The organism is Xanthomonas hawaiiensis, from assembly GCF_031834635.1.
Lineage (GTDB): Bacteria > Pseudomonadota > Gammaproteobacteria > Xanthomonadales > Xanthomonadaceae > Xanthomonas_A > Xanthomonas_A sacchari.
Genome location: NZ_CP115873.1, coordinates 3,861,740 through 3,877,825, shown reverse-complemented (window position 1 = coordinate 3,877,825; position 16,086 = coordinate 3,861,740). Strand labels below are relative to the sequence as shown.

Here is a 16,086-nt window from a genome sequence, read left to right as displayed (position 1 = left end):
ATGCCCACCACCGGCCCCAGGCTTGGCCCGATCCGGATCCTCATGGTCGAGGATTCGCCGGAGGATGCCGAGCTGCTGTCCGACCAGTTGCTGGACGCCGGCCTGGAGGCGACCTTCCGCCGCGTGGAAAGCGAGCCGACCCTGCGCGAGGCGCTGGGCGAGTTCGCCCCGGACATCGTGCTGTCGGACCTGAGCATGCCCGGTTTCTCCGGGCACGAGGCGCTGCGGGTGGTGCGCGAGGACGGCAACGCGGTGCCCTTCATCTTCGTCTCCGGCACCATCGGCGAGGAGACCGCGGTGGAGGCCCTGCGCGACGGCGCCAACGACTACATCATCAAGCACAACCCGACCCGCCTGCCGTCGGCGGTGGCGCGGGCGATCCGCGAGGCCCGCACCGAACGCGAGCGGCAGCGGGTAGAGCGCGAACTGATGCGCGCGCAGCGGCTGGAGAGCCTGGCCCTGCTCGCCGCCGGCCTCAGCCACGACCTGCGCAACATCCTGCAGCCGCTGCTGATCGTGCCGGAACTGATCGTCGGTCGCAGCGACGACCCGCAACTGCGGCACCTGGCCGACGTCATCGCCGAGTGCGGCCGGCGCGGTCACGAAATGGCCGAATCGATGCTCTCGTTCGTGCGCGGCTCGCGCACGCCGAGCGAGCGGGTGCGCATCGCCGAACTGTTCCAGGCGGTGCAGATGCTGCTCAAGAGCAGCCTGCCGGAGCGGGTGACGCTGAACGTGGAGGTGGCCGATTCGGCGCTGTCGATCGAGGCCAATTACACCGAACTGCAGCAGTGCCTGCTCAACCTCGGCCTCAACGCGATCCAGGCGATGCCCGACGGCGGCCAGCTGAGTTTCTCGGCCAGCCCGGCGATCGGTGCCGACGGCAGCGAGCAGGTGCGCATCCTGGTCCGCGACAGCGGCATCGGCATGGACGCGGAGACCCAGGCGCGGCTGTTCAGCCCGTTCTTCACCACCAAGCCGGACGGCACCGGCCTGGGCCTGATCTCGTGCAAGCGCATCGTCGAAAGCTACGGCGGCCGGATCGGCGTGGACAGCACGCCGGGCCAGGGCACCTGTTTCGAAATGCTGATCCCGCTGCGCGCGCCGGCGCCATCGACCGAGCCTGAGCTGTCGTTGCCGATGGGCAAGGGCCAGCGCGTGCTGCTGGTCGACGGCGAGGCCACGCGCCTGTCGCTGCTCGGCAATGCGCTGTCCAGCCAGGGCTATCGCCCGCAACTGGCCTCCGACGGCGCCGCGGCGCTGCGCGACGTCGAGGAGCACGGCCTGCCGGAGCTGGTGATCGTCGACAGCGACATCATCCTGCTCTCGGCGGTGCACCTGCTGCTGGCGCTGCAGGACCTGGGCTACCAGGGCCCGGCGATCGTGCTCGAGGACACCGGCACCAACCTGGAGCGCGACCACTTCCCCGCCGACATCGCCGTGCACGTCCTGCGCAAGCCGCTGGAAATGCAGCGCGTGTTCCGGGCGGTGGCGCATGCGCTTGAAAGCGGCTGAAGCGCTGGGATTCGGGAAGTCGGGATTGGGGATTGGGGATTCGGGATTCGCTTAGGGCAACAGCAACAGCCGTGGCCCCTTCTCGCGCGAAGCGCGGCGTCGCTCTAAGCGCGTTGTGTCAGCTACCCAGAAACCCGCTTTTGCGAATCCCGAATCCCGATTCCCCACTCCCGGCCTCTCACTGCTGCGCCGACTGGTCTTCCGGGTCGCGGCGGGCGGGGGAGCGGCGGGGAGGCAGGGGCGGCAGGGCGTCGCGGGCTTCGGTGTCGTGGTCGGCGGCCAGGGCCGGTTCCCAGGGGAAGCGCGGCAGGGTGCGCACGGCGTTCTCCAGCTTGCGCGACCAGGTGTCGTGGATCTCGGCGTACAGCGGGGTGTCGGCTTCCAGGCGCATGCGCTCGGTCACGCGTAGGTCGTTGCGGCGGATCAGCGCCAGGTCGATCGGCATGCCCACCGACAGGTTGGAACGGATGGTCGAGTCCAGCGACACCAATGCGGTACGCGCGGCGTCTTCCAGTTGCATCTCCGACCGGATGATGCGGTCCAGGATCGGCTTGCCGTACTTGGATTCGCCGATCTGCAGATACGGCGTCTCCGGCGAGGTGGCGATGGCGTTGCCGAGCGGATAGATCATGTACAGCCCGGGCCGTTCGCCGGCGATCTGCCCGCCCAGGATCAGCGTCGACTGCACGTTGACCCCGCTGTGCTGGGATTGCTCGGAGAGCTTGATCTGGCTGGAGGCCAGCACGTCGCCGACGTACTCGGCCACCTCGAACAGGTGCCGGAACGTGCGCAGGCTGCGCGGCGCCTCGGGATCGTCGGCATCGCGCTGCAGGCGCGACATGGTCAGCTGGGTGGTCGCCAGATTGCCGGCCGACATCAGTGCGAACACCGCCTGGCCCGGATACTCGAACACGTGCAGCTTGCGGTGCACGCGGACGTCGTCCAGCGAGGCGTTGGTGCGGGTGTCAGCGGCGAAGACCAGGCCTTCGTCCACTTCGATGCCGACGCAATATGTCATGGCGATGCCGAAACCGGGTGCAGCTGGATTCTATGCGGGCTGGCGCGGGCTGGCTAGCCGTTGACGCTCGCGGCCGCGGCATGCGCGAATAGTGCATGACCACCGTGCTTCTGAGCCTGGGCAGCAATCTGCGCCCGCATCACCACCTGGCCGCGGCGATCGCGGCGCTGCGCCGGCAGTTCGGCGCGATCGCGGTGTCGCCGACCTATCGCACCGCGGCGGTCGGCTTCGACGGGCCGGCGTTCCTGAACAACGCGGTGGCGCTGCAGACCGATTGGGAGCTGGCGCCGCTGGACGACTGGCTGCATGCGCTGGAGGACGCGCATGGCCGCGATCGCAGCGGTCCGCGTTTCAGCGACCGCACCCTGGACATCGACGTGGTGTTCTACGGCGACCGCATCGTCGAAGGCCCCGGCCACCTGCGCATCCCGCGTCCCGAACTGCGCCACGCCTTCGTGCTCAAGCCGCTGGCCGACATCGCTGCCGATTTCGTCGATCCGGTCAGCGGCCAATCCCTGGGCGCGCTATGGCAGGCGCATGCGGAGCATGGCAGGGCGTTCGAGGTGGTCGAGTTGGATGATGAAGCCGGGAATGGGGAAGCGGGAGTGGGGAATCGGTAGAGCAGGGTGCCGGGCCGATCGTCGTGCTGTCATGGCGCGGTCTGGTGTGGCTCTCAGCAATGACTGGAATGAGGTCGCGCTTGCCGATTCCCCATTCCCGATTCCCGATTCCCAGCCTTCAAGTCAGCCCGCGGCCGCCATCCACCCGCACGGTCTGCCCGGTGACGAAGCTGGCGTCGTCGAGCAGCCAGCGCACGGTGTCGGCGATTTCCTCGACCTGGCCGGTGCGCGCCAGTGGGGTGCGTGCCAGCAGGGCCTGCTGAGCGGCCGCGTCCTTGCCGGCGTCGGGCCACAGGATCGCGCCGGGGGCGATGGCGTTGACGCGCACCTGCGGCGCCAGTTCCAGCGCCAGCGAGCGGGTCAGCATCGCCAGGGCGGCCTTGGCCGCGCTGTACAGCGGATGCGCGCGCAGCGGCGTTTCCGCGTGTACGTCGGTCATGTTGACGATCGCGCCGCCATGCTGGCGCAGCTGCGCGGCCGCGGCCTGCGCCAGGAACAGCGGCGCGCGTGCGTTGACTGCGAACAGGTCGTCCCATTGCGCCGGCGTGGCCTCGTGCAACGGTGTGGGATAGAAGTTGGAGGCGTTGTTGACCAGCGCATCGAGCCGGCCGAAGCGGGCCACGCACTGCGCCACCAGGTCGGGTAGCTGCGCGGTGTCGCGCAGGTCGGCCTGCAGGGTCAATGTGCTGCCGGCACGCATGGTTTCCAGTTCCTGCGCCAGCGCCTGCAGTTCGGCCTGCGAGGTGTGCGCATGCAGGGCGACGGCGTAGCCGGCCGCGTGCAGGCGCCGGGCGATGCCGGCGCCGATGCGCCGCGCGCTGCCGGTGATCAGGGCGACTTTGGTCTGGGTCATGTGCGGGTTCCATGCTCGGCTATGCTGTGCATTGTCCACGCAATCGCGCACCGCATGCCTACCGACCTTCCTTCGCCCGATGCCACCGCACTGGCCCACAGCGAGCGCCTGGCCGCGCATGTGCGCGCCGAGATCGCCGCCGCCGGCGGGGCCATTCCCTTCTCGCGCTTCATGGAGCTGGCGCTGTACGCGCCCGGCCTGGGCTACTACAGCGCCGGCAGCAGCAAGTTCGGCGAAGAGGGCGATTTCGTCACTGCGCCGGAGCTGGGGCCGCTGTTCGCCGCCACCGTGTCCAATGCGCTGGCGCCGGTGCTGCAGCAGCTCGGGCCGCAGGCGCGCATGCTGGAAGTGGGCGGCGGCAGCGGCGCGTTCGCCGAGGTCATGCTCAAGCGCCTGCTGGCGCTGGATGCGCTGCCCGAGCGCTATGCGATCCTGGAACCCAGCGCCGACCTGCGCGAACGCCAGCGCGAGCGCCTGGCGCGCACGTTGATCCCGCCGGTGTTCGACCTGGTGGAATGGCTGGACCGGCCGTTCGACGACGACTGGAATGGCGTGCTGTTCGCCAACGAGGTGATCGACGCCTTGCCGACGCCGCGCTTCGCGCTGCGCGACGGCGAGGTGTTCGAGGAGACCGTGATGCTGGACGGTGAGGGACGCTTTCGCCGCGGCGAACAGCCGGCCGATCCGCTGCTGGCGGCGGCGGTGCGGCACCTCGAGCGCTATCTGCAGACGCCGTTCGCCGACGGCTACCGTTCCGAACTGCTGCCGCAATTGCCGTACTGGATCCAGGCGGTGGCCGGCGGCCTGCGCAGCGGCGCGATGCTGTTCGTGGACTACGGCTATCCGCGCCGCGAGTTCTATCTGCCCGAGCGCGACGACGGCACCTTGCGCGCGTTCTACCGGCATCGCACGCATGCCGATCCGTACCGCTGGCCGGGCCTGCAGGACCTGACCGCGTCGGTGGACTTCACCGCGCTGGCCGAGGCCGGCACCGGGGCGGGCTTCGACCTGGCCGGCTACTGCAACCAGGCCAGCTTCCTGCTCGGCAACGGCCTGGACGCGCTGCTGGCCGAGGCGGAGGCGCGCAGCGACGAGGCCGCGCGGCTGCGCCTGCGCCAGCAGGTGAAGCAGCTCACGCTGCCCAGCGAGATGGGCGAGCGTTTCCAGGTGATGGGCTTCGAGCGCGACGTGTCGCTGGCGCCGGCGTTCCTGTCCGGCGACCTGGCCTGGCGGCTGTGATGGCGGCAGTGCGCGACTTCCGTTGGCCCTGGCTGTGGCTGGGGCTGTGGTGGCTGGGCATCCTGGTGCTGATCTACGTGTGCATGATGCCGCACCCGCCGCAGTTGTCGGACCTGCCCGACAGCGACAAGGCCGAGCACTTCATCGCCTACCTGCTGCTGGCCGCCGCGGCGGTGCAGGTGTATGCCGGGCCGCGCGCCTGGACCTGGGCCGCGCTGGGCCTGCTGGCGCTGGGCGTGGGCATCGAGTTCGCGCAGGGCGCCTGGACCACCACGCGCTCGGCCGATCCGCTGGATGCCCTGGCCGACGCCTTGGGCGTGGCCGCCGGCATGGCCACCGCGGCCACGCCGTGGCGCGATCTGCTGTGGCGGCTGGAGCGCGGCAGCCTGCGCCGTCGTTGAGCGCGGCGGCGGCGCGGTCTACGCCGTCGGCCAAACGCTGGATTTCCCGGCCGCGCGCAAGGCACGGCAGGCGCGCCGCGTCCTAGAGTGCCGGCGCCGGGCAGGTGCCCGGTCGCCGCGCGGCGACTCCGCGCGCCTGTGCAGGAGAACATGCATGCAAGCACGTCACTTCCCCCGTGCCGCGCGCGGCGCCGGCCTGTTCGCCGCGCTGTGCCTGGCCGTCAGTGCCGCCGCACCCGCCAACGCTGCCTGGAACGATGTCTGCAGCGGCACCGCCACCTACACCAGCTCCGGCTACTCCGGCGGCGCCCTGCTGCTGGATCCCATCGACCCCACTGCGACGATCACCGCGCTGAACCCCAATCAGCTCAACTTCGGCGGAATCCAGGCGGCGCTGGCCGGCGCCTATCTGCAGGTGCAGGGGCCGCGCGGCACGGTCACCGTGTACGTCACCGACCTGTATCCGGACGGCGCCGACTGCGGGCTGGACCTGTCGCCCAATGCCTTCGCCGCGATCGGCGACACCAGCGCCGGGCGCATCCCGATCCGCTGGCAGGTGGTGGCCGCGCCGGTCGCCGGTAACGTCGTGTACCGGATCAAGGAAGGCAGTTCGCAATACTGGGCGGCGATCCAGGTGCGCAACCACCGCTATCCGGTGGTGAAGTTCGAGTACAAGAAGAACGGTGACTGGGTCAGCCTGCCCAAGACCGCGTACAACCATTTCGTCGGCGAACAGATGGGCGCGCAACTGCTGGAGATCCGCCTGACCGATATCCGTGGCCAGGTGGTCACCGACACCCTCGCCGCACTGCCCAGCCAGGGCGACAAGGGCGTGTACTTCGCCGACGGGCACGTGCAGTTCCCGCGCTGAGGCGCATTCGCGCATGCGCCGGCGGTTGCGCGCCGGTGCATGTGCGATCGGTACACGCGTGCCTGCGTTGCGGAGATGACGCCGCAGCGCAGGCGCGGTGGCGCGCTCAGAACTTGAAGTGCACCGTCGCCATGTAGCGGCGGCCGTTGTGGTAGCGCCCGACCGGGTGGTCCTTGTCGCCCAGGTACTGCAGGTATTCCTCGTCCAGCAGGTTCTGCGCGTCCAGCTGCAGCGACCACTGCGCATTGATCGCGTAGCCCACGCTCGCGCCCAGGTCGGTGTAGGCGTCGACGCTGGCCGGCGCGGCGCCGGCGACGTAGCCGCCGGCCAGGTAGCTGTCGCGCCAGTTCAGGCTGATCCGCGCGTTCCACGGCCCTTTCTCGTAGTACGGGCTGAAGGCGACGCTGTTGCGCGACTGGTAGGGCAGCGGATTGCCGCTGTTGTTCTCGCCGCTGGCATAGGTGTAGTTGGCCGACAGGCCGAAGCCGCTGTCGCCGAACGGCTGCTGGTAGGCCAGGGTGAAGCCCTTGACCTTGCCGGTGCCGGCGTTGCGCGGGCGCTGGATGCTGTAGTCGCAGTAGCCGTCGGCGGTGCAGCCGTTGCTGCCGAGCATCTGCGCCCAGGTCTGCGGCGAGGTGTCGCGGATCGCGTTGTACTGGCGCTCGATGGTGGCCGAGGTGTCGATGTAGTTGTCGATCTTCTTGTAGAAGACCGACCACGCCACCACCGCCTGCGGTGCGAAGTAGTACTCGGCCGAGAGGTTGAAGTTCCACGATTCGTACGGCGACAGCGCGGCATTGCCGCCGCTGCCGGTGAGCGTGGTGTCGTTGAGGAAGGTGTTGTTGACCATCTGGTTGTACGGCGCCCAGGCGATCACCTTGCCGGCGCCGAAGCGGAACACCCAGTCGTTCTCGGTGTCGTAGGCCAGGTTCAGCGACGGCAGCAGGAAGTGTTCGGTCTTCGTGCGGGTCTGCCACTTGCTGTCCAGGTCCTGCAGGGTCGGCGTGCCGCTGTAGACGAAGCCGCTGCCTTCGGTCTTGGAATCCACGTAGCGCAGGCCGAGGTTGCCGCGCAGGCCGGCGTTGGAGAAGTTCAGCTGCACGTAGGCGGCGTTGTTGGTCTGCTGCAGCGCCCAGGTGTTGTTGAGGTAGCTGGACGGATCCGGGTTGGCGTAGTCGACCGGGCTGTTGCGGATCCAGTCGATCACGTTGCCGCGTCCGGCCTGCACGTGCTGGCCGTGGTCGGGGTAGAACCCGCGGATGTCGGTCAGGCCGATGGTGCCGATGTCGGCCAGCGTGCCGGGGGTGACGCCGCCGTAGACGTTCAGCGCGAAGTCCTCGTCGTGCTTGCCCTGGCGCACGCCGACCAGCAACTGGTTGAACACGCCGTCGAACTGCAGGTCCAGGTCGAGCTGGCCGTAGCGGTCCTTGCTCTGGGTGGAGAACACGCCGTTGTTGCCGATCCAGCCGCCGGCCGAACCCCAGTTGGCCGGATTGCGCGCGGCGGTGGGATCGTCGAAGCGGATGCCGCGGTCCAGGTCCCAGCGGAAGCCGCCGTTGTAGAACGGTTCGATGAAGTACTGCGCCAGGTCGTCGTTGTCGGACTTGCTCTGGCCGAGCTGGCCGCGCAGGGTCCAGCGTTCGCCGCGATAGGCGCCGCGCAGATCCAGGCCCTTGGTGGTTACCTGCGACTGGCGCACGTTGTTGTCGTAGATCACCGTGCCGCCGCCCGCATTGGCGTTGGCGCTGGAATGGCCGCTGTTGACCACGCCGTTGCGCACGTCGCCCAGCGCGTCGACTGCGGCGACGGTGCCCGGGTTCCAGGTCAGGAAGCTGTACATCGACTGGTTGTAGTTGTCGAAGTCTTCCTTGATGTACAGGCCGCTGAGGTTGAACTCCAGCGCGTCGCTGGGCTTGAGCTGCAGGTTCACCACGGCGCTGTCGCGCTTGCGGTCCTGCTGGAACCAGGCGGCGTTGATCGAGTTGGGCACGTCGGCAGCGGCGGGCACGCCGCCGGCGTTGGCGAAGGTGCTGGCCTTGGCGTAGCCGAACACCTCCAGCCCCTGGCGGTCCACGCGTTCCTCGTAGTGCTGTGCGGATACGGCGACGCCGAAGGTCTCCTGTGGATTCTTCCAGCTGTACAGCAGCGACGCGTTGGGCTTGCCCTCGCTGGCTTGCTGGCTGTAGCTGTAGCCCACCGAGCCGGCGATCTCGTTGGCCTTCAGGTCCAGCGGCTGGCGGCTGTGCATCAGCACGGTGCCGCCGAGGCTGCCTTCGGTCAGGCGTGCCTCGGTGGACTTGACGATCTCCGCGCGGCCCAGGATCTGCGGCGACAGCAGGGTGTAGTCGAAGCCGCGATTGGGCTGCTCGCCGTACAGCCAGATCGCCTGCGCCACCGGGTGGCCGTCCAGGAACGACAGGTTGAGGCTGGGATCGGTGCCGTCGATGCTGACCCGCTCGCCCTGGCCGAAGCGGCGGTCGATGGTGACGCCGGGAATCTGCGCGAACGCCTCGGCGACGTTGGTGCTGGGGAACTTGCCGATGTCCTCGGCGGTGATCGCCTCGGACACGGTGACGTTGTTGCGCTTGGTGTCCAGCGACTTCTCCAGGCTGGCGCGGATACCGACCACCTGGACCGCGTCCAGGTCGGTGGCGGCGGAATCGGCCTGCTGCGCCTGCGCGGCGAAGGCGAGGACGCTGGCGGCGATGGCCGCGGACAAGACGGAACGGCGATATTGCATGATGTCTCTCCCTCATCATTCAATGGATCAACGCGATTGCGCGGACGGTGCGCCGCGCGCCGGAGTGGCCTGTTGCCTTACTGCCTGTGCTGCGAAAACGGGCTGGAGTGCCGGGTGCTGCGGAACGTGGAGGCCGTCGCGCGTTGCGCGGGACGGCGGGTGCTGCCGGTGTGGTGCGCGCGCGCCTGCGTGGCCGGCCTTGGCGCGTGCAGGGCGGTAAGGCGGTCACCGGAGACGGCGATCCGCGAGGCCGCCCATTGCGGTCCATCGGACCGTGCTGCGAGAGCGGCGCGGCGCAGCGACAGCCGCAGTGGACTGGGCGCGGCATGCGCGCTCGGCAGCTGCTGTCCTCGGTCATGCCACGAAGTGCCGCGTGCGACACGCGACGCGTGCGAACGGATCATTGCGATCACATGCCTCCCTTGGCCCCGCTTTCGCGCCGCGATGCGCGGCTACACCCCCGTGTGCGCCGATTCTTACGAGCCTATGACAACGATGTCAAGTCTCGCCACGAAAATTTGTCTGGTTCTGGTTTTGCCGCTCGATATCGGCAGTGGATCCCGGAAAGGGTGCGCTTATGAAATAAAAATCATTATTTATCAATAGCCTGTGCGAGCGCCCTGCGCAGCGTGCCAGCTTGCGCAAATGAGAATGCAATGCGCTTATGCGGCGATGCACAAGATTGGTCTCGTTGTCACAATTGGTGCGGCATAGGTATCGTGACAACGATGCGTGAACAATGCTTCGCAAGAAATATTTTTCCTGCAAAGGTGATTGATTCATAAGCGATTTAATCGTTTCTGCGCGCGAGTCCAGGGGTCATTCTTCGATTTCGTGCGGCGCGACGTTGACACAATCTTTCTAAGACCATAAGAATCGAAGCGCCTGGAATTGGTCCTTGCCAATTCGGGCCAGATCCGTCAAGCCGCACCATGCAGTCGCCCGTTCCGGGGAAGGAACGGGGACGCGCCTCCCGCAACACAGGGCGCAGGAAACAGCCAGAACGTTCCATCGACTCCGTCCGCACGGACGGCATCGCCCTGCGCGTCGCGTCGGGCGCGATGGAGCGTGCTGCCTGCCGATCGCCGCCCTGGATGTCAGACGTCGTCGTGCCGATCGCCATCAACCAGGATAGCCCAATGCCACATGTCGCCCGCTCCCGTTCGCATTGTTGTCCCCTGTCCGTCCTCGCCAGCGCCATCGCGCTCGGCCTGTTCAGCGCCGCTGCGCAGGCGCAGGAAGCGCCCGCGTCCGATTCGATTTCCCAGCTCGACACGGTGACCGTCACCAGTTCCTACCAGAAGAGCCTGATCACCGCGCTGGACAACAAGCGCGAGGATGCGCGCATGACCGACGGCATCTCGTCGGAGGACATCGGCAAGTTCCCGGCCGAAAACATCGCCGAGGCGATCCAGCGCATTCCCGGCGTGCAGATCTCCACCATCAACGGGCGCGGTTCGACCATCAGCATCCGCGGCCTGGGCCCGCAATACTCGGCCACCACGATCAACGGCCAGACCATCAAGAGCGCCGATTTCACAGACGGCTTCCGCTACGACATCATCCAGCCGGAGGTGGCCGCGGCGATCGAGGTGATCAAGTCGCCGTCGGCGGACATGGATGCCGGCGGCCTGTCCGGCACGGTCAACATCGAGACCACCAAGCCGCTGGACTACAAGGAGCGCAAGCTGATCTTCTCGGCGAAGGAGCAGTATTCCGAATTCGCCGGCGGCGCGCCGACGCCCAAGGGCGTGCTGACCTACATCGACCAGTTCCATCTGGCCGACGGCGGCGAACTGGGCGTGTTCGTCAACGCCGGCTACCAGAAGCTCCGCGACCGTGCCGACTACCTGTGGATCGACCGCTGGTACACCCAGGACACCGGCGACGGCACCCTGTACATCCCGCGCCGTCCGCGCTACCGCTCGATCGAGCGCGAGACCGACCGCAAGATGTTCACCGCCGGGCTGCAGTGGAAACCCAACGACCGCCTGGAGATGAACCTGACCGCGCTGTATTCGCAGGACAAGACCGACAACGACATGAACCAGTTGGTCTACTCCTTCGACCGCAACTACCTGACCGTGCTGCAGACCGAAGGCCTGACCGCGACCAAGGTGTCGGCGTCCAACTACTGGCTGGAGAACAACCGCCAGCTCGAGCGCCACGACCTGAGCTCGCAACTGCTGACCTGGGACGCGCGCTGGAAGGGCGACGCGTGGACCTTCAGCGGCGTGGCCAACTACACCGAAGGCAAGACCGACGAGGACGAGCGCGCAGTGATCCTCGGCCGCAAGCCGAGCGCGACGCTGTTCGACATGTCCAATCCCGGCGCGATCTCGCTGACCACCGATGCCGACGCCACCGACGCCAGCGCCTGGAACAAGGCCAACCTGGTCCGCGACGAATACCCCAACGGTGCGATCAACGCGCTGCGCAACAAGGAATGGTCGCTGCAGTTCGATGCCGAGCGCTACGTCGGCAACGGCTTCCTGGACGCGGTCAAGGTCGGCACCAAGTTCCGCCGCGAGACCTTCGATCGCAACGTCTGGCGCCGCGACTTCCTGTACCTGATCAACTCCGGTGCGGTCTCCGGTTACGGCATGTTCCCGGAACTGTCGGCGGCCAGTTCCAACGTCAGCAACTTCCTCGATGGCGACCTGGCCTCGCAGAGCGACTGGGTGGCGCCGGACGTGTACGCCTACGCCAGGGCCTTGGCCGCCTCCGGCATCACCGTGCCGGTGCTGTTCGCACCGCAGGCCAGCTACCACATCCGCAACGACATCTTCTCCGCCTACGCGCTGGCCAAGATCGACACCGATGTGGGCAGCATGCGCCTGCGCGGCAACGTCGGCGTGCGCTACGAGAGCACCAAGCGCACCACCGACACCTACCTGACCACCGCCTCGCAGTACAGCGAGGACGCCAACGAGGTGGTGGGTACCGAGCGCGCCCCGTACGACTACCACAACTGGCTGCCCAGCCTGAACCTGGTGCTGGACATGCGCGAGGACCTGCTGCTGCGCTTGGCCGCCGGCAAGGTGCTGGTGCGGCCGATCCTGGACAGCAACACCGCCATCGCCACCACCATCTCCTCCGGCAGCAACACCGGCGGCACCACCACCTACGACGTGGCGCTGGGCCAGACCGACCTGAAGGCGCTGACCGCCGACCAGGCCGACCTCAGCCTGGAGTGGTACTACGGCCAGGGCGGCGGGCTGACCCTGGCCGGCTTCTGGAAGAACGTCAAGAACGGCACCTTCAACAGCATCGTCTGCCCGGCCACGTTCAACGGCACGGCGCTGTCCACCAATGGCGCCGGCGACTGCGTGGACGGCGGCGGCAACATCTACGAGATCACCGCCACCCGCAACGATCCGAGCAAGGTCAAGATCAAGGGCTACGAACTGGGCTGGACGCAGTCGTTCGATGCCTGGCTGCCGATCCCCGGCTTCGGCCTGACCGCCAACTTCACCCGGGTGATCCCGCAGCGCGACACCGACTTCAAGATCCGCAACCTGTCGGAGAAGACCTGGAACGCCACCGGCTACTGGGAGAACGCGATGTTCTCCGCGCGCCTGTCGCTGAACCATCGCAGCGAGTACGAGCAGGACAGCAGCGACAGCTTCTTCGCCCGCGAAGGCCACACCATGAAGGCGCGCACCCAGGTCGATGCGGTGCTCGGCTACCAGGCCACCGACAAGCTCAGCTTCCAGCTCGGCGCGCTCAACCTGACCAACAAGAAGGAAGAGGCGTACAAGGACATCAGCAGCCGCTGGCAGATGACCGGGGTCACCGGCCGCAGCTTCTACGTGTCGATGCAGTGGGACATCCTGTGAGGGCGGCGCAGGCGCCTGCGGGCTAGCGCGCCCCCTGGCCCGGCGCCGCGGTGGCGCCGGGCGGTCGATCCGATGAGGACAAGCGCATGCAACGAAGAACCTTCCTGGCCGGCAGCGCCGGCGCCGGCCTGCTGCTGGCGCTGCCGCGCGGGAGCCGGGCCGGCACGGCGGCCTCCGCCGGCCTCGCCAGCGCGGGCCCTGCCGCGGTGGCGGCCGTGCCGGGGCTGACCCTGGCGCCCGATCCCGGCCTGTTCTGCCTGGACGAGGGCTGGCGGTTCCACGAAGGCGACATCCCGGTTCCGCCGATCACCGGGCAGGACGCCAGCTACGACAACGCCAAGGCCGGCAAGGCCTGGGGCGCGGCGGCCGGCGATTTCGACGACAGCCAGTGGCGGCAACTGCGGCTGCCGCACGATTTCGCCATCGAGCAGCCGATCGAGGAAAGCGCAAACGTGGCGCAGGGCTATCGCCGCCGCGGCATCGCCTGGTACCGGCGCAGCCTGCGGCTGGACGAGGCGCAGCGCGGCAAGGCGCTGGAACTGCGCCTGGACGGCATCGCCAGCCGCGCCACGGTGTGGGTCAACGGCCTGCTGATGGCGCGCAGTTGGAGCGGCTACGACGGTATCGCCATCGACATGACCGCGATCGCCCGCTATGGCCAGGATCTGAACACCATTGCGGTGCGGGTGGACGCCGAGGCGATGGACGGGTGGTGGTACGAAGGCGCCGGACTCTACCGGCACACCTGGCTGGCGGTGCGCGATGCGCTGCATATCGTCGGCGACGGCGTGCATGCGGTGCCGCGGATGGAGGCCGACGATCGCTGGACGCTGCCGGTGACGGTCACCGTCGCCAATGTCGGCGAGCAAGCGGATGCGGCGCTGCTGGAGGCGACGCTGTACGACGCGCAGGGCACGGTGGTGGCGCAGGGCAGTGCCGCGCTGCAGGCCGGCGCGCTGGCGCAGGTGCAGGCACAGGTGGTGTTGCAGGTGCGCCAGCCGCAGCGCTGGGACGTGGCCGCGCCGCACCTGTACCGGCTCGCGACGGTGCTGCGCAGCGCGGGCCGCGAGCGCGACCGTCGCGAGTGCGCGATCGGCTTCCGCACGCTGCGCTTCGATGCGCAACAGGGCTTCTTCCTCAACGAGCGGCCGCTCAAGATCAAGGGCGCCTGCCTGCACCAGGACCATGCCGGGGTCGGCGTGGCGGTGCCGGACAGTCTGCTGGACTTCCGCATCCGCCGGCTCAAGGCGCTGGGCTGCAACGCGATTCGCCTGCACCACGCGGTGGCGAGCGAACTGCTCGACGTGTGCGATCGCCTGGGCATGCTGGTGATGGCCGAGAACCGCGTGTTCAATCCGGCGCCCGACTACGCCGCGCAACTGCGCTGGCTGGTGCGCCGCGACCGCAACCGCGCCTGCGTGTTCCTGTGGTCGGTGTTCAACGAGGAGCCGATGCAGGGCACCGTCGCCGGCTACGAAATGGTGCGCCGCGCGGTGGCGCTGGTGCGCGCACTCGACGACAGCCGTCCGGTGACCGCGGCGATGAACGACGGCATGCTGACCGAACGCAACGCGTCCCATGCGGTGGACGTGGTCGGCTTCAACTACCGCCAGTTCAACTACGATCGGGTGCATGCGGCGATGCCGCACACGCCGCTGCTGTCCAGCGAGGACACCAGCGCCTTCCAGACCCGCGGCGCCTGGTTCACCGACATGGACGCGCACGTCATCGCCGAGGACGACTCGGTGGCCGCGCCCTGGGGCAACACCCATCGCGCGTCCTGGAAGCTGATCGACGAGCGGCCCTACCTGGCCGGCGGCTTCGTCTGGACCGGCTTCGACTATCGCGGCGAGCCGACGCCGTTCGAATGGCCGTCGGTGTCCTCGTTCTTCGGCATCATGGACCTGTGCGGCTTCCCCAAGGGCGCCTATTGGCTGCGCCAGGCCCAGTGGATCGACGACGCGCCGGTGCTGCAGCTGCTGCCGCACTGGAACTGGCCGGGCCGCGAGGGCGCCGCGATCAAGGTGATGGCGTTCTGCAACGCGCAGCAGGTGGAGCTGTGGCTCAACGGCCGCTCGCAGGGGCGGCAGGCGGTGGACCGGATCGCGATGAACACCTGGCAGGTCGTGTATGCGCCCGGCGTGCTGGAAGCGGTGGCCTACCGCGACGGGCGTGAGGTCGCGCGGCAGCGGGTGCAGACGGTCGGCGCGCCGGTCGCGCTGCGGCTGACCCCGGACCGCGCGCGCATGCGCGGCGACGGCCGCGACGCGCAACCGATCACCCTGGAGGCGGTGGATGCGCAGGGCCGCCATGTGCCGTTCGCCGATGCGCAGATCGCGCTGCAGGTCGAAGGCGGACGCCTGCTTGGCGTCGGCAACGGCGACCCGAACCGGCATGCGCCCGACAACGTGCCGCAGGTGCAGTTATTCAACGGCCTGGCGCAGGCCGTCGTCGAGGCCGGCAGCGGCCGCCGCAGTCTGCGCATCGAGGCGCGTGCGCCCGGCCTGCGTACGGCGCAGGCAAGCATCGCACTGGAGCCGGCGCAGCCGCCGTTGTCGTTGCCGCCGGCCGCCACGGCGATGGTGGTGAGCGGCTGGCGGCGTACCCTGCCGTTCGCCACGCCGCCGGATCCGGCGCTGCCGCGTGCGGCCAACGACAACAACAGTTGGAGTTTCTGCCAGCCGGGCAACCTGGAGACGCGCGCCGAGCGCGACGGCTACGTGCTGTACCGGACCGCATTCACGCCCTGGGCCGGGATCCAGCAGCGCGGCGGCCGCTTGCGGCTCGGCCGCGCGACCGGCGCGGTGCAGGTGTACCTGGACCGGCAGCGGGTCGCCAGTGTGGCGGCGGGGAAGCCGGTGTCCTTGCGGCTGTCGCCGGCGTCCGGCGAACGGGTGCTGGCGGTGGTGATGCAGGTGAAGGCCGGAGTGCCATTCGGCTTCGACGATGTCGCGACAGTGGAGTATTGAGCCAATGAACCATGTTTTCCG

The 16,086-nt window shown here is 68.5% G+C and carries 10 protein-coding genes; 7 read left to right on the top strand and 3 right to left on the bottom strand.

Annotation, left to right across the window (positions count from 1 at the left end; translation table 11 throughout):
- Positions 1 to 1,515: an ATP-binding response regulator gene (locus tag PG878_RS16495; RefSeq protein WP_209030736.1), complete on the top strand. Its 1,515-nt coding sequence runs from the start codon at positions 1 to 3 to the stop codon at positions 1,513 to 1,515.
- 178 nt (positions 1,516 to 1,693) lie between these two features.
- Here the strand turns inward: PG878_RS16495 and PG878_RS16490 are convergent, their stop codons facing one another.
- Positions 1,694 to 2,533 (bottom strand): proteasome-type protease, encoded by an 840-nt coding sequence (locus PG878_RS16490; protein WP_209030738.1) that lies wholly within the window; start codon positions 2,531 to 2,533, stop codon positions 1,694 to 1,696.
- A gap of 95 nt (positions 2,534 to 2,628) precedes the next feature.
- Here PG878_RS16490 and folK point away from each other — a divergent pair, with 95 nt between their 5' ends.
- Entirely contained in the window at positions 2,629 to 3,153 is a 525-nt protein-coding gene (gene folK / locus PG878_RS16485; protein WP_209030740.1) for a 2-amino-4-hydroxy-6-hydroxymethyldihydropteridine diphosphokinase, read from the top strand.
- A gap of 118 nt (positions 3,154 to 3,271) precedes the next feature.
- On the opposite strand, the gene PG878_RS16480 is transcribed toward folK, so the two are convergent.
- Positions 3,272 to 4,006 carry a pteridine reductase gene (locus PG878_RS16480; RefSeq protein ID WP_209030742.1) on the bottom strand — a complete coding sequence of 245 codons (735 nt, stop codon included), beginning with the start codon at positions 4,004 to 4,006 and terminating at the stop codon, positions 3,272 to 3,274.
- 54 nt (positions 4,007 to 4,060) lie between these two features.
- On the opposite strand from PG878_RS16480, the gene PG878_RS16475 reads away from it, so the two are divergent.
- From PG878_RS16475 to PG878_RS16465, 3 genes are all read left to right on the top strand, one after another.
- Positions 4,061 to 5,245, top strand: a complete 1,185-nt coding sequence (locus PG878_RS16475; protein WP_244672568.1) for a class I SAM-dependent methyltransferase — start codon at positions 4,061 to 4,063, stop codon at positions 5,243 to 5,245.
- Positions 5,245 to 5,646: a VanZ family protein gene (locus tag PG878_RS16470; protein WP_244672569.1), complete on the top strand. Its 402-nt coding sequence runs from the start codon at positions 5,245 to 5,247 to the stop codon at positions 5,644 to 5,646. The genes PG878_RS16475 and PG878_RS16470 overlap by 1 nt, the downstream gene beginning before the upstream one ends.
- Before the next feature lie 154 nt (positions 5,647 to 5,800).
- Complete coding sequence (locus PG878_RS16465) at positions 5,801 to 6,517, top strand: expansin EXLX1 family cellulose-binding protein (RefSeq protein ID WP_209030745.1); 717 nt, start codon at positions 5,801 to 5,803, stop codon at positions 6,515 to 6,517.
- Between the two features lie 106 nt (positions 6,518 to 6,623).
- Here PG878_RS16465 and PG878_RS16460 read toward each other — a convergent pair whose 3' ends face one another.
- Positions 6,624 to 9,257, bottom strand: a complete 2,634-nt coding sequence (locus PG878_RS16460) for a TonB-dependent receptor (RefSeq protein ID WP_209030746.1) — start codon at positions 9,255 to 9,257, stop codon at positions 6,624 to 6,626.
- Positions 9,258 to 10,396: 1,139 nt separating this feature from the next.
- On the opposite strand from PG878_RS16460, the gene PG878_RS16455 reads away from it, so the two are divergent.
- Together PG878_RS16455 and galA are read left to right on the top strand one after the other, a co-directional pair.
- Complete coding sequence (locus PG878_RS16455; RefSeq protein WP_209030747.1) at positions 10,397 to 13,096, top strand: TonB-dependent receptor; 2,700 nt, start codon at positions 10,397 to 10,399, stop codon at positions 13,094 to 13,096.
- Positions 13,097 to 13,182: 86 nt separating this feature from the next.
- Positions 13,183 to 16,065: a beta-galactosidase GalA gene (galA, locus tag PG878_RS16450; RefSeq protein ID WP_209030748.1), complete on the top strand. Its 2,883-nt coding sequence runs from the start codon at positions 13,183 to 13,185 to the stop codon at positions 16,063 to 16,065.
- Positions 16,066 to 16,086: the final 21 nt, after the last annotated feature.

What these genes read in the sequence shown, in the direction of transcription:
- PG878_RS16475 (WP_244672568.1), top strand. Translation starts at nt 4,061, where the DNA reads ATGCCTACCGACCTTCCTTCGCCCGATGCCACCGCACTGGCCCACAGC.
- PG878_RS16490 (WP_209030738.1), bottom strand. Translation starts at nt 2,533, where the DNA reads ATGACATATTGCGTCGGCATCGAAGTGGACGAAGGCCTGGTCTTCGCC.
- PG878_RS16480 (WP_209030742.1), bottom strand. Translation starts at nt 4,006, where the DNA reads ATGACCCAGACCAAAGTCGCCCTGATCACCGGCAGCGCGCGGCGCATC.
- PG878_RS16465 (WP_209030745.1), top strand. Translation starts at nt 5,801, where the DNA reads ATGCAAGCACGTCACTTCCCCCGTGCCGCGCGCGGCGCCGGCCTGTTC.
- PG878_RS16460 (WP_209030746.1), bottom strand. Translation starts at nt 9,257, where the DNA reads ATGCAATATCGCCGTTCCGTCTTGTCCGCGGCCATCGCCGCCAGCGTC.
- PG878_RS16470 (WP_244672569.1), top strand. Translation starts at nt 5,245, where the DNA reads ATGGCGGCAGTGCGCGACTTCCGTTGGCCCTGGCTGTGGCTGGGGCTG.
- galA (WP_209030748.1), top strand. Translation starts at nt 13,183, where the DNA reads ATGCAACGAAGAACCTTCCTGGCCGGCAGCGCCGGCGCCGGCCTGCTG.
- PG878_RS16455 (WP_209030747.1), top strand. Translation starts at nt 10,397, where the DNA reads ATGCCACATGTCGCCCGCTCCCGTTCGCATTGTTGTCCCCTGTCCGTC.
- PG878_RS16495 (WP_209030736.1), top strand. Translation starts at nt 1, where the DNA reads ATGCCCACCACCGGCCCCAGGCTTGGCCCGATCCGGATCCTCATGGTC.
- folK (WP_209030740.1), top strand. Translation starts at nt 2,629, where the DNA reads ATGACCACCGTGCTTCTGAGCCTGGGCAGCAATCTGCGCCCGCATCAC.